At 69.4% G+C, this 13,700-nt stretch carries 7 protein-coding genes; 3 read left to right on the top strand and 4 right to left on the bottom strand.

Features of this window, described 5'->3' with window-relative positions; translation table 11 throughout:
• Positions 1-27: 27 nt before the first annotated feature.
• From IFT60_RS11200 to IFT60_RS11185, 4 genes are read right to left on the bottom strand one after another with little or no spacing between them, the layout of a single operon-like run.
• On the bottom strand, positions 28-1,263 hold the full coding sequence (locus IFT60_RS11200) for a right-handed parallel beta-helix repeat-containing protein (protein ID WP_192052050.1): 1,236 nt from the start codon (positions 1,261-1,263) through the stop codon (positions 28-30).
• A 17-nt stretch (positions 1,264-1,280) separates the two neighbouring features.
• Complete coding sequence (locus tag IFT60_RS11195) at positions 1,281-3,986, bottom strand: exo-rhamnogalacturonan lyase family protein (protein ID WP_192052049.1); 2,706 nt, start codon at positions 3,984-3,986, stop codon at positions 1,281-1,283.
• 1 nt (position 3,987) lies between these two features.
• A complete protein-coding gene (locus tag IFT60_RS11190; RefSeq protein ID WP_229510800.1) occupies positions 3,988-5,223 on the bottom strand; it encodes a DUF4861 family protein in 1,236 nt (411 codons plus the stop codon).
• Positions 5,220-7,070, bottom strand: a complete 1,851-nt coding sequence (locus IFT60_RS11185) for a rhamnogalacturonan lyase (RefSeq protein WP_192052048.1) — start codon at positions 7,068-7,070, stop codon at positions 5,220-5,222. Before IFT60_RS11185 ends, IFT60_RS11190 begins: the two co-directional genes overlap by 4 nt.
• Before the next feature lie 255 nt (positions 7,071-7,325).
• On the opposite strand from IFT60_RS11185, the gene lldD reads away from it, so the two are divergent.
• The 3 genes from lldD (at position 7,326) to IFT60_RS11170 (ending at position 13,649) form a co-directional block, all read left to right on the top strand.
• A complete protein-coding gene (gene lldD / locus IFT60_RS11180) occupies positions 7,326-8,459 on the top strand; it encodes an FMN-dependent L-lactate dehydrogenase LldD (protein WP_192052047.1) in 1,134 nt (377 codons plus the stop codon).
• A gap of 213 nt (positions 8,460-8,672) precedes the next feature.
• Positions 8,673-11,672 (top strand): caspase family protein, encoded by a 3,000-nt coding sequence (locus IFT60_RS11175; RefSeq protein ID WP_192052046.1) that lies wholly within the window; start codon positions 8,673-8,675, stop codon positions 11,670-11,672.
• A 6-nt stretch (positions 11,673-11,678) separates the two neighbouring features.
• Positions 11,679-13,649 carry a gluzincin family metallopeptidase gene (locus IFT60_RS11170; RefSeq protein ID WP_192052045.1) on the top strand — a complete coding sequence of 657 codons (1,971 nt, stop codon included), beginning with the start codon at positions 11,679-11,681 and terminating at the stop codon, positions 13,647-13,649.
• Positions 13,650-13,700 lie beyond the last annotated feature (51 nt).

The following is a 13,700-nucleotide window of genomic DNA, read 5'->3' as shown; positions in this document are numbered from 1 at the left end:
TGTATCAGATGATGTAAGTGAAGATGCTCACTGCGCGACGGCGGGCAGGCGCGCCAGCGGCGCCGCCGGCAGGCTGCCGTCGGCCTGGCGCGGGGCATCCCAACCCGCCGCCATCAGGGCGGCGACATCCGCGGCGGGTGTGCTGCGCCCAGGGTCCCAGCTGTTGCCGGCGCTGTCCGCGCCCGCCACCAGCAATTTCGGTGCGCTGCCCAGCGCCAGGTTGTTGCGCAGCGTGCCGAGATAGACGAGCGAGCCGTCCGCCGCGATGCCGCGCATGTTGAATTCGACGCCGTTGCCGAAGGCGATATTGCCGGTAAAATCGAGCGCGAGCGGGTGGTGGTTGGCGTAGAAGCCGGCCACCTTGTTGTCGAAGGCGACCGAGTTGCGCACCGTGTGCTTCACGGCGTTGGCCACGTACTTGCCGCCATAGCCGCCGGCCTTGATGCCGTTGCCGTTGCCCGCGGCCAGCGGCGTGTGGGTGCCGGGCAGGTAGCCGTGGCCCCAGGCCCAGGACGATTCGATCGTGACCGGGGAAAAGGCGTTGATCAGGTCGAAGCCGTCGTCGGTATTGGCCCAGGCGCGGCAGCCGCGGAACACGTTGCCGGGCTGGTTGGGGCCGACGTGGGCGCCGAAGCCGTCCGCGCTCTGGCCGGCGCCGTTCGAGGTGTAGGGGTCGTAGTTGTGGTGCGCGTCGCTGTTCAGGACCAGGTTGTGGGCGCCATCCTTGATGAACAGGCCCGGCCCCATGTTATGGTGCAGGTCGAGCAGCTCGAACACGTTGTGGCTGCCCTTGACCCAGACGCCCCAGGATTCGTGGTTCAGGCGGTTCTGCGGCTGCTGCGGCGCGCCCGTCACTTCCAGGCCTTTCAGGTGCAGCCAGTCGGCCGCCACCTCGACGCCCTTGACGCGGCAATCGTCGAGCATGCGCGAGAAGTCGAACACGGGTCGCTCGCCGGGGTAGGCCCAGTAGCGGATCGGTTGTCCGGCGCTGCCGCTCTTGTCGAAGACGATGCCGGAGACGGTCGCGCGGCGATTGGCGCAGCTTGCCGTCGCCTGCGTGAAGGCATACAGCCCGCCGCGGAAGTAGACGGTGTCGCCCGGCTGGGCGGCGGCCTGCGCGCGCGCGGCGCTGCGCCAGGGGGCGTCGATCGTGCCGCTGGCCGTATCGCTGCCGTTCGGCGCCACATACCAGGTGGCGGCCTGCAGCGGACCTGCGCCCAGGACGAGCAGCGCGCAGGCGGCGCGCAGAATGGATGAAGTCATGCCGGATTCCTTCATGCTCATGACCGCGGCAGCGCGTCGCCGACCAGCGCCAGGTTCTGGATCGCCGCCAGCCCCCACTGCGCCGAGTCGTTGGTGGTGACCCAGGGTACTTCGTTCACCGGATTGAGCACCGCCGTGCCGCCAACGCGTTTTGGCGTCAATGGCGGATACGGCCGGGCGCCGCCGGTGAACTCCTTCCAGGCGCGCTGCGCCAGCGCCGGATCCTTGCGCTTCCAGGCGGCGTAGGCCGTCAGGCGCGAATTGCCCAGGTAGAGGGCGTCGGCGCCGCCATGCGGCTTGCCAAGCCGGCGCCGCTGTTCGTCGACAGGCGCGTTATACAGCTCGCAGTACTCGAGCCAGGCGCGCTCGAAATCGCGGTCGCCCGTCAGTGCAATCAGTTCGTCGAAGATCTCGACCGCGCCAAACACGGCGTTCAGGTGCGAAGCGGCCGCGCCGGTGCCGATCATGTTGTGCAGGCGCCCGGTATCGGGCTCGTAACCCATGCGCTCGGCGTTGAAGAAACCGTGCGGCATGGCGGCGATGTCGCGCATGCCGCCCAGGATGCGGTCGCGCCACTGCGCGCTGCCGGTGCGTTCCCATTCGGTGAGCCAGTTGGCCACCAGCGACGCCCAGTCGGTGCCAAAGCTGGCCAGCACCGGGTAGGGGCCCTTGGGCGGCTGGTTCGCCAGCTTGCGCACCGGGTCGACTGCGCCGAGGCGGCGGTCGGCGTCGAGCGTCTCGCGCATGACGTCCCTGGTGCGCTCGTCGGCGGTGAGGTAGTAGTACATGCGCCGGTAGACCGAGGTGCTGATGCGCACCTGCTTGGCGCTGCAGCCCCAGTGCTGGACGTTGTGGCGCGTGCCGAGGCCGGCGAAGCGGCCCAGGTGATAGGTGTCGACCTCGCTGGTGTGGCGCACCATCGCCTCGCCCATGCGGAAGATGTCGGCGCGCCCCGTGCGCAGGAACGAGTACCACAGCCACAGGTCGGGCGAGAGCTCGGAGTTGGCCCAGGCGTAGCCGCCGACGTCGTAGCGCCATTCGTGGCGGTCGGCGTCGTAGGTATGGCGCACGTCGCCGTAGTCCCAGAAACCGTACCAGCGGCGCTGGTCGACTTCCTTGCGGTAGAAATCGAACTGGGCGTCGAGGCGGTCCTCGATCTGCGCGCGCGCCGGCGTCGAACGGTCGGGCAGCGACCACAGGTTGCCGAACACGCGCGTGGCCAGGATGTGCGCCGGCGTGGCCACCGCCTGCGGCGGGGTCTGCACCGCCGCCGCCATCTGCGCCAGGCGTTCGCGCGGCGGGGTGGCGCCCAGCGCCCACAGGGTGATTTCGCTGCTGCGCGCCACGCCCACCGGGGTGCCGAAGCCTTTTTCGTAATCCTCGTAGGTGATGTCGAGGCCCTGCAGCTCTTCGGCGTGGGTATCCATGCCCATGCCGTCGTGGTAGAAGCGCAGGTCCATCGCCGGCGCGTCGGGCGAATACATCCAGAGCGTGACCTGGGCCGCATCCGTATGGGCGTTGCGCACGTCGAGCCCGGTCGGGTGGCGCTGCCAGAAGTCGCGCAGGCCAAAGGCGACGCCGCCGCGGGTGCCGCCGATGTAGCCCAGGCCCGGTGCGCGCCGGCCCCAGGCCGCGTCGACCCAGCCATGGCCGGCCTTGGTGCGCTTGCGGATGCGGAAGCTGTCGGCCGACAGCTGCGACAGCGAATAGTCGCCCCAGGCCGGCACCAGGTGCAGGTTCTTGCGTACGCGCTCGGCGATTTCCGGCGTGGCCAGCCCGGCCAGCTGCGCCTTGCGCACCGCCTCGCCCGGATCGCGGCGCAGGCCGGTGAGGTTGCGTACGCCTTCGGCCCAGAGGCCGCCATCCTCGCCGCCGAAGCGCACGTGGCGGTTGTGCGGCTCGTCGGCCAGCGGTACCGCCAGGCGCAGGCCGATGCCGCGCACGAAATCCTTCGCTTCGTCACCGTCGAAGACGAAGGTGTGCATGATGCGCACCGATTCGGCGCCGGCGTAGAAATACAGGCGCAGCGTGAAGGGCAGCCAGCTTCTCCCGCCATCGGCGGCGCGATGGCGGCCTTCGACCTTGAGCACGCTGCGCACCGGGCCGCGCTGCTCGACCGTCACGCGCGCGACTTCGCTCTGGAAAGCGCTCTGGCGCGTGCTGCCGTTCGTGCCGTCCGGCTGGTCGTCGCACAGGGCCACCAGGTGGCCGTTGCGGGCGATGACCTGTCCACCACGGCGGATGGCGCCAATGATGTCGGCGCCCTTGCGCGGCACCGTGCAGGCGATGACGCCGGTATCGACGACGATGGCGTCAGGCCGCTCGTCGAGCGTGACGGTCTGGCCCGCCTTGGCGCGCGCCGGCGTGCCCGGTTTCAGCGACAACTGTGCGGGCAAGCCGTCGCGCGACGGTAGCGCATGGGCGGTCCATTTCAGCGAGCCGTCGGGCCAGAATGCGGTCGGCCAGCTCTGGCAGGGAATTTCGGCGCCGCCGGCGGCTGACAACACGAAAGCCTGGTCGCGCCGCAGCGCGCCGCGCGGCCAGGGCACGCCGAAGGTGCTGCCGGTGCCAAGCGCGGGCGCGCCGTCCAGCCAGCCGAGGGCGACCGCGCCCGGGTCAGCCGGCGCGGCGGATGCGGGCGCGGTGGCGGCGAGGCCGCCCAGCGGCAGCGCCGCGGCCAGCGCGCCGGTCTTGAAGAAACTGCGGCGGGACAGTGGCGCCATCTCAGCTGCCGGCCTTGACGCTGACGCTCAGCGGCGCGCGCAGGCGCGCCGCTTCCTCGGCCACGTGGCGCTCCCAGTCGGCGCGGGTGGCGAACGGGCTGCCGCGGGTCCAGGCGGCACCGACGTGGTAGCGCAGCGGCTGGCCGGAGACGACCGGCGCCGTCACCAGGCCATTGCGCTCGTCGCTGGTGATGCCGCTGGCAGTCGGCACGATCACGGCCACGCCGAAGTCGCCGAAGCTGCGCTGCGTTACCCACTGCACCAGACTGCCGTCGGCGCGCTTGTCGCTGAAATCGACTTTCACTTCCTGGCCCTTGTCGCTCGGCTTCTTGTTCAGGCCCACGGCCGCCGTCAGCTGCGCCGGACCGGTAAAGGTGAAGGTGCTGTCGATGCGGTCGAAGTAGCGGCCGGCGTCGACGGTGAAGCGTTTTACTTCGGCCACCTTGGTGCCGGCGGCGTCCCAGGCGTCGTAGTGCAGTTCGAAGACGGTGCGCACCGGGCCGTTGGCGAGGATCTTCCAGCTCTTGAAATTGGTGCCGACGAACAGGCGCTTGCCGTCCCAGATGCCGGTGCCGCCGGCGCCGCGGGTCGGGCCGACGTTGTACATGTCGATGCCTTCGCCTTCGTCGACGTGGTAGTGGTCGTGGCCGATGTTGTACCAGCGGTCGACGATCGGGTAGGGCACCCGCTTGAACCAGATATCGAGGCCGCTGGTGGACAGCACTTCCTTGTCGCTGCCCGGCGGCGCCGGGGCGGCCAGGGCGGGGCCGTAGGTGCGGTGCGCGAATTTGTCGTTTTCCCAGGCGAAGTCGTCGAGGCGTTCCTGCACGAAGCGCGCATAGGTCTTGGGCGGGAACGGCGGCACGGTGGCGCCGGCCTTTTCGATCGTGAACGTGGCGATCTTTTCGCCCGGCGCGAAGTCGTGCTGGAACAGCAGTTCGCCATAGGCCGCGCCGGCCATGGTCGGGTCCTTGGCCATCGGCGACAGGTTGGTGACCTGGTAGGGAATCGTGCGGCCGGCGCCGTCCTTGACGACGATCTGCTGCGCCAGCGCGCGCGGCAGGCCCGCCGCCACCTGGCTCCAGGGGATAGCGATGATTTCGCCGGGACGGGCGATGTCGAGGGTGTGGCTGGCGCTGACGGCCAGGCGTTCGGCCGCATGCGCAGGCACGGTGGCGTTGGCTGCCAGCAGGGCGGCGGCGAGGATGGGCAACGAGAAGCGTGGATTCATGTTCATTGTGCGGTTGAAGATTGAACGGATGCGGGGCTGCCTGGGGCCATGCCTTCGCCGAGGAAGAAGCTGGGGTGGGGCGGCTGGTTGTAGCCGGCGTTCTGGGCGGCCACCTGCACGCGGTACTGCGGGTCGTGCATCAGGGTCGGGATGCGGTGCGTCGTGGGCGTGGTGGTGGAAAATACCAGCAGGGCGTCGTCGGCGCTGCTGCGCCAGACGACTTCCTCGCGCCAGTCGCCGAACAGGTCGGCCGACAGCACCGGGTTCGACTTGGTGCCGTTGTTCGAGGCCGCGCCGAAGCGCGCGCCGTCGAGCACCGGTTCGAGGCGCTGCGCCTGCGGACTCCACTTGTCGATGCGGGTACCGTCGAGCGATTCGCGCAGCAGGTCGCCATCCCACCAGAGGCCGAAGTTCAGCGAGCGCGGACGCTTCGGCGAAATCTGCACGCCGGTGGCGCTCATCAGGCCGCCGACGCTGGCCCAGCACTCGTTGCCGGGCCAGGCGGGATCGATATCCATGCAGGCGCCGCGGCCGACGTCGCTACCCTGGCCATCGACGCGCCACAGCACGCGGCCGCTGGCGGCGTCGTGCATCTCGGCGCCGTGGCCGCGGTAGCAGGCCGGCGACTCGTGCACCATGAAGACCTGCAGCCCTGCTTTACCCGGATCGTGGCGGCCGACGTGCAGGGCGTCGCCATGGCACAGGCCCGTGCTGTACAGCAGGCGGCCGGTGCTGGCAATGGTGGCGGCGCCGTAGACGATGTCGTCGCGGCCATCGCCGTCGGCATCGGCCACCGCCATCCAGTGCGCGCCCTGGCCGGCGGCGGCGCCATTGCCTTCGTCCTTGCTGTCGAAGACCCAGCGCCGCGTGAGTTTGCCGTCGCGCCAGTCCCAGGCCGCCAGCACGGCGCGCGTGTAGTAGCCGCGCGCGAAGACCGCGCTCGGGCGCGTGCCGTCGAGGTAGGCGACGCCGCCGAGGAAGCGGTCGACCCGGTTGCCGTAGGCGTCGCCCCAGCTCTGCACCTCGCCGCGCGGCGGCGTGTAGTCGGTGCTGGCCAGGGCGGCGCCGCTGCGGCCGTCGAACACGGTGAGGTATTCGGGACCGGCGAGCACGTAGCCATCCTTGTTGCGGTGGTCGGCGCCGGCCGTGCCGATCACTTTGCCGCCGCCGTCGACGCTGCCGTCGGCCGTCTTCATCATGACTTCGGCGCGGCCGTCGCCGTCGAAATCGTAGGCGAGATAGGTCGTGTAGTGGGCGCCGGCGCGGATGTTGGGGCCGAGGTCGATGCGCCACATGAACGTGCCGTCGAGGCGGTAGGCGTCGACCAGGGTGGGGCCGGTATGGCCGCGGTGCGAATTGTCGTGGGCGTTGGTCGGCTGCCATTTGACCAGCAGCTCGTAGCTGCCGTCGCCGTCGAGGTCCGCGGTCGAGCCGTCGTTGACGACATAGGTGTAGGCTTGGCCGTCCGGCGTGGTGCCGCCGGCCGGTTTGCGCAAGGGGATGCGCAGGAAGGGCTGGTTCCAGGCCGCCGCCGGCTTGCCCGCTTCCTGGGTTTCGACGCCGTCGCGCACGGGCCGCAGGCTGTAGCTGGCCGCCGCGTTGGCGCCGGCGTCGACGAAGTTGGTGACGCCCAGCGGCGCCTTGTTGACGCGCACGCCGTCGCGGTACAGGTTGAAGGCGAGGGTGGCGGGTTCGCTGCCGAGGGCGCGCCAGCTGACGAAGTTGCCGGCCTCGGTGTGGATTGCGACCAGGCCGCGGTCCAGTTTTTCGAGTTGCCTGGCGGGTGCGGGCGCGGCGCAGGCACTGGAGGCCAGGGTGAGCAGGCCGAGTCCTGCGATGGTTGCAATCTTCATGGAGGCGGGGAGGGTGGCAGGTTATTCCGGTCGAGTATTCATTTAGGGGCTGGATGGTGTCAACATTTGCCGCCCCGGCCCGGCCATTTAATCAGGCGCTTGAGCGTTCGGCGCGGGCGTCAATACGGCTGCGGCGATCAAGCGGGTGATTATTCGCGGCGCGTAGCGGCATCCCGGGCGCCACGGCGTTGACACGAACGGCCGCGCTGCTTTCTACTCGACGGTCAGTCAACCCAATCACCAGCTGCGCAATCCATGATCATCTCGTCCGCCACCGATTTCCGCGAAGCCGCCCGCCGCAAGCTGCCGCCTTTCCTGTTCCATTACCTCGATGGCGGCGCCGGCGCCGAGCAGACCCTGCGCGCCAACGTCGGCGACCTGCAGGCGGTCAAGTTGCGCCAGCGCGTGCTGCGCGGCGCCGAGCAGCTCGACCTCGGCGTCAACCTGTTCGGCGAACACTACGGCTTGCCGATCGCGCTGGCGCCGATCGGCCTGGCCGGCATGTACGCCCGCCGCGGCGAGGTGCAGGCGGTGCGCGCCGCCTGCCGCGCCAACATCCCCTTCATCCAGTCGACGGTCTCGGTCTGCCCGCTGGCCGAAGTGGCGGCGCAAGCCTCGCACCCGATCTGGTTCCAGCTGTACGTATTGAAGGACCGCGCCTTCATGCGCGACGTCATGCGCCGTGCCTGGGAGCTGGGCGCGACCAACCTGGTGTTCACGGTCGACATGCCGGTGCCGGGCGCACGCTATCGCGACGCCCACAGCGGCATGAGCGGACCCTACGGCCCGCTGCGGCGCGTGGTGCAGTCGCTGCTGCATCCGCAATGGGCGCTCGACGTCGGCGTGTTCGGCCGTCCGCACGACCTCGGCAACATCTCGGCCTACCGCGGCCATGCGACCGGCCTGGCCGACTACATCGGCTGGCTGGGCGCCAACTTCGATCCCGAAATCGCCTGGCGCGACCTGCAATGGATCCGCGACGAGTGGAAGGGCAAGATGATCATCAAGGGCATCCTCGACCCGGACGACGCCCGTGACGCGCTCGCTTTCGGCGCCGACGGCATCGTGGTCTCGAACCATGGCGGGCGCCAGCTCGACGGCGCCATGTCGACGGCCGAGGTGCTGCCGGCGATCGCCGCGGCCCTGAAGGGCAAGCTGACCATCTTCGCCGACGGCGGCGTACGCACCGGCACCGACGTGTTCCGCATGCTGGCGCTGGGCGCCGACAGCGTACTGATCGGGCGCGCCTTCGTGTATGCGCTGGCGACCGCCGGGCAGGCGGGCGTGGAAAAGCTGCTGGCGATCATGGAAAAGGATATCCGCACCAACATGGTGCTGACCGGGGTGAAGTCGGTGGCCGAGATCGGACCGGAGTTGCTGGCGCGGTGACAAAGGGGCGGCGGGTCGTTTTTGCAACATTGTTGTATTTACTGCGCGCCCCGCGATTTCATAAATTGTGCGTGTATTCCCGCCAAAATGCGCTCAGAATGATTTTTTTTCATGGGTAGACCTGCGCTCGCGTAAAGACCGCGGTCACCGGATGTGTTTCCGAATCATGTCGATCAGGCCGGGCGCCGATCGACGACGATGTGGAGGATCATCATGCCCGCCCCGTTCAAACGCATCAGCCTCGAGCAATTCTCCGCATTGCTCGACCGCTTTCCATTCTCCCGCGCGATCGACGCCGTCCACATGCACCATACGTGGCGGCCCGACCACCGCCAGTTCGCCGGCCACGACTCGATTGTCGGCATGTGGAAATTCCATACGGAGCACAACGGCTGGTCCGACATCGCCCAGCACATCACCATCGACCCCGAAGGCGGCATTTGGCTGGGCCGCGACTGGAACATGCCGCCGGCCAGCGCCAGGGGCCATAACGGCGACCACCGTGCCGGACCGTTCATGTTCGAGATGATCGGCGACTTCGACGTTGGCCGCGACCGCTTCGAAGGCGCACAGCGCGCGACGGCGATTGCGGTCGTGGCGCTGGTGCAGCAATGCTTCGACCTGGCGCCGGACAGCCTGAAATTCCACAACATGTTGTCGGGGAAGACCTGCCCGGGCAGCAGCATCGACTACGCGCAGGTGCTGGAGGAGGTCGGGCGCGAACGCCGCGCGCTGGCGCGCCGCAACCGGGCCTTGCCCGACACCGCGCCGCCCTTCCACCGCGATTTCCAGGAAACCGGCTTCGACATCGCCGCGATGTTCGACGCGCCGCGTGGCGAGCGCTGCGTCATGACCGCCTTCGAGGCCGATGCCGATGCCTGCACCCATCATTACCATGACGGCGCGGCGGGCGATCCACACGCCGGGCGCGGTTCGGTTGCGGGTTCGGTTGCGGCGCCGGCGGCGGTGCGGGCGCAGCAACTGGACCTGCGCCCGCACCTAATCAACCTGTCGATGGGCGAACTCTCGGGCGGCGGCGCCTGGACCACCACCCGCGCCGACGTCGCCGCGATGTTCGACGAGCATCTGCCGCGCGCGCTAGAGCGCGCCCGTGCCGCGGGAAAACCCTTGCGGCTGATGTTCCAGGCGCATGGCGGCCTGAACGACGAGGCGACCGGCCTGGCGATTGCCCGCAAGAGCGTGGCCTGGTGGCTGGAGAACGGCATCTATCCGGTTTATTTTGCCTGGGAGACGGGGCTGTTCGAGAGCATCGGCCAGTTGCTGCGGCGGGCGGTGTCCGGCAAGCGCGACTTCGCCGACTTCACCAGCGACCCGCTGATCCAGGAGACCGTGCGCCTGCTCGGGGCGCCCAAGATCTGGGGCGTGATGAAGCAGAACGCGCAGGCGGCGTCCTGGCCCGACACGCTGGGAAGCGCGCGGCAGGTGCATCCCGAGCGCCAGGGCGGCGCTCACCTGGTGGCCCAGCAGCTCGCCGCGTTTTGCCGGCGCCATGGCCAGGACGTGGAACTGCACGCCGTCGGGCACAGTGCGGGCGCGATCTTCCATGCGTGGTTCATCCCTTGCGCGCTGCAGCTGGGGGTGCCGCGCTTCCGTTCGCTGCACCTGATGGCGCCGGCGCTCCGGGTCGACCTGTTCAAGGAAAAGCTGGCCCCGCTGTTGGGCCAGCAGGCCGGCATCGGCGACCTGACCGTGTACACGATGCGCGACGAACTCGAGGCGCGCGACGACTGCGCGCGGATCTACCGCAAGTCCCTGCTGTACCTGATCTTCCATGCGCTCGAGCCGCAGCGCAAGACGCCGATCCTCGGCCTGGAAGAGAACCTGCGCGCCGACAGCGACTTGAGCCGCTTGTTCGGGCTGAGCGGCGGCGCCGGCAGGGCCGGGGTCATCTGGTCGCGCACGCAGGCGGTCAAGGGCGCCAGCGCCAGCAATGCCACCTCGCACGGCGGCTTCGACGACGATGCGGCGACCATGGGCAGCATCGCGCGCCGCATCCTGGGCCGGCAGGACCACGAAGCCATCGTCGAGTACACGCCGGCTGGAGATGCGGCGCGCGGCGCGCAGTGGGGGCCGGCAGTGCCCGATACCTCCGGCCCGATCATGGTCAGCATGGCGCAGCATGGCCGGCGCGACGACGACATCCGCAGCGGCGCGGAGCAGGGCACGCGACGGGCGCTGTGCGTCGGCATCAATGCCTACGCCGAGCGTCCGCTGGCGGGCTGCCTGGCGGACGTCGAATCCTGGAGCCGGGTGCTGGGCGAGGCCGGGTTTGCCGTCGCGCGCCTGCTCGACGCGGAGGCCACGCGCGCCAACATCGTGGCCCGGCTCGAGAGCATGATCGCGGCTAGCCGCAAGGGCGACGTCATCGTGTTCCAGTATGCCGGACACGGCACGCGGCTGCCGGACCAGAACGCGGACGAAATGGACGCGCTGGACGAAGCCCTGGTTCCCTACGATTACGAAACCGGCGCATTCCTGCTCGACGACGACCTCGGCCAGATCTACGCGCGCCTGCCCGATGGCGTGAACCTGTCCTGCTTCATGGATTGCTGCCACTCGGGCGACAACGCGCGCCTTCTCTTTGCCGAGGGCGACGAGCGCCCGCGCTTCCTGCCGCCCAGCGCGGCGATGATCGATGCCCATCGCCGCTATCGCGAAAAGACGTCCGGCGACGGCAAGCGTGCTTTTGCGGCTGGTCTCGAGGCGAAACCGACCTTCGAAGTGAGCTTCGCCGCCTGCAGCCCGACCGAGTCCGCCTGGGAAAGCCAGGGGCAGGGGGCGTTCACAGTGAAGGCGACCGCGATCCTGGCACAGGGATTCGATGGGCTGAGCAACGGCCAGTTCATCGAGCGGGTGCGGGCCGACTTCGGCGACGACGCGCGCCAGCACGTCCAGCTCGACAGCAGTCACCGCGGCGCGCCCAAGCGATTGTTGTTGCAGCCCCTGGCCGACGCGCCCGTAACGGAAGCAAGCCGGGTCGACACCGACGTTGGAGCCGAAGTGGGAGCCGAAGTCGGAGCCGATGCTGGTACCAGCGTCGGCCAGCTGGTGGAGCTGTTGCAGCGGGTCGAACAGCTGCTGCAACAGGCGCAGCCGCAACTGTCGCGCGTGAAGGGCTGGGGGCGCCCGAACGGCGGCCTGCAGGTGCCGCCGCCGCAGTCGCTGCAGAGCAGCGGCGAGCAAAACCGGTAAGCGCGCATGGCGAGCGGCCAGGCGGAGCACGACAGTTCGACCACGCAGGCCGCGGCCGCGCAAGCGCAAAGCCGCGACGGCGCGGCCGGACCGCGCCTGCCCGTGCCCGAATCTGCGCCAAGTTCGGTGCCTGGTGAAGACGATGGGTTCGGGGTGCGCTTTGGCGTGGCGCCCGCGGTGACGCGCGAAGTCGCCACCCCGTTCGCACGCAAGGGCGGCGACCCGCTGTACCGTCCGCTGAAGGTCTTCACCAGCGACCCGGCCGCGTCGCGCATGGAGGCGGCCGTGGCCCAGATCAACGTGCCCTACGAACCGCTGGCGCCGGGGCCGGTCGGCAGCTTCTTCAAGGTCAGCAGCGATGATCCTCAACAGAATGTTCAGTATCAGGCCGCCGACCTGAACGATTCCTGCGTATTGATGGCCGGCGGCTACGCGCCTTCGCCGTCGGAGCCGCGTTTTCACCAGCAGATGGTGTATGCCGTCTGCAGCAGCGTGTATGCGGTCTTTCGCGGGGCGCTCGGGCGCCATGTCGCCTGGGGCTTCCGGCGCGCGCACGATCCGGCGCGGCTCGAACTGCGGCCCTTCGCCTTCAAGGGCGCGAATGCCTGGTACGACAAGGACGAAGGCGCATTGTGCTTCGGTTACGACGTGGCGCCGCAGCGCAATGTGGGAAACCGCACGCTGCCCGGCGGTTACGTCTTCACCTGCCTGTCGCACGACATCATCGCGCATGAGGTAACGCACGCGCTGCTGGACGGCCTGCGCGCGCATTTCAGCAGCCCCACCGGTCCCGACGTCGCGGCCTTTCACGAAGGGTTCGCCGACCTGGTCGCGATCTTCCAGCGCCTGAGCTACCGCGAACTGGTGAAAACGGCGTTGCGCAAGGCGCGCGGACGGCTCGACCAGGCGCCGTTGCTGACCAACCTGGCGCACCAGCTGGGCCATGCGCTGGAACTGGAGGCGGCCCTGCGCAGCGCGCTGTCGCGAGAGCCGCCGGACGGCTACGACCCGGACGCCGAACCGCACAGGCTGGGCCAGGTCCTGCTGTGCGCCGTGTTCGAGGCCTACCTGGTCGTGTTCGGGCGCAAGGCCGCGCCCTTCCTGCGCCTGGCCAGCAACGGCACCGGGATCTGCCCGCCGGGCGACCTGCCGGCCGACCTGGTCGACCTGCTCGCGCATGCGGCCAGCGCGCTGGCCGGCCACTTCCAGTCGCTCGTCATTCGCGCCATCGATTACTGCCCGCCGGTGAACATCACCTTCGGCGAATTCCTGCGCGCGCTGGTGACGGCCGATTACGACCTCGTCCCCGACGATCCCTGGGGCTACCGCGAAGCCCTGATCGATGCCTTCGCGCGGCGCGACATCTACCCGCGCCACGTGCCCACGCTGGCCGAGGATGCGCTGCTGTGGCGCCCGCCGCGGCGCGCCATGCCGCCGGTCGCCGGGCTCGCAGCCGCGCACCTGATGTTCGACGGCGACATGGCCGCCGGCGCGTCGCCTGCGGAGTTGACCAGGCAGGCGCGCGCGCTGGGCGAGTTCGCCACGCGATCGCAGCACCTGCACGAGTTCGGCCTCGTCTCACAGGGCGAAGCTGCGGCGCTCGGCGGCACGGCCGACTTGCCGATGGTGGAATCGTTGCGCAGCGCGCGCCGCGCGGGTCCCGATGGGCAGATCGCCTGCGACCTGGTCGCCGAGATCACGCAGCGCGTGACGATCCGGCCGACGCCGGGCGAGCCGGGTTATACCCTGGTCGGCGGCGCCACCGTCATCCTCGGCCCGAAAGGCGAGATCCGCTACCTGATCTCGAAGAGCGCAGCCGGCGGCGAACGCCTGCAACGGCGGCGCGCCTTCCTGCAGTCCGCGCAGGGCAGGAAATTCTGGCGTATCGATGGCGCCGCGTATGTGGAGAACGCATCGCTGTATGCGGCATTGCACCTGCCCGCTGGTACGCCTGCCGTCACGGGTGCTGCAACCTGACCCATCGCGCGTCGTGAAACCATCCCAGCATTACCGTCATGATCGGCGCTC

Origin of the sequence: Massilia sp. CFBP 13721, assembly GCF_014842025.1 — a bacterium.
Taxonomy (GTDB): Bacteria; Pseudomonadota; Gammaproteobacteria; order Burkholderiales; family Burkholderiaceae_D; genus Telluria.
Note: the sequence above shows the minus strand (reverse complement) of the source record. Positions and strands in the feature narration are given on the sequence as shown.

Excerpts from the sequence above, each read along its gene's own strand:
- IFT60_RS11185 (WP_192052048.1), bottom strand. The coding sequence starts at position 7,070 with ATGAAGATTGCAACCATCGCAGGACTCGGCCTGCTCACCCTGGCCTCC.
- IFT60_RS11195 (WP_192052049.1), bottom strand. The coding sequence starts at position 3,986 with ATGGCGCCACTGTCCCGCCGCAGTTTCTTCAAGACCGGCGCGCTGGCC.
- IFT60_RS11200 (WP_192052050.1), bottom strand. The coding sequence starts at position 1,263 with ATGACTTCATCCATTCTGCGCGCCGCCTGCGCGCTGCTCGTCCTGGGC.
- lldD (WP_192052047.1), top strand. The coding sequence starts at position 7,326 with ATGATCATCTCGTCCGCCACCGATTTCCGCGAAGCCGCCCGCCGCAAG.
- IFT60_RS11190 (WP_229510800.1), bottom strand. The coding sequence starts at position 5,223 with ATGAACATGAATCCACGCTTCTCGTTGCCCATCCTCGCCGCCGCCCTG.
- IFT60_RS11170 (WP_192052045.1), top strand. The coding sequence starts at position 11,679 with ATGGCGAGCGGCCAGGCGGAGCACGACAGTTCGACCACGCAGGCCGCG.
- IFT60_RS11175 (WP_192052046.1), top strand. The coding sequence starts at position 8,673 with ATGCCCGCCCCGTTCAAACGCATCAGCCTCGAGCAATTCTCCGCATTG.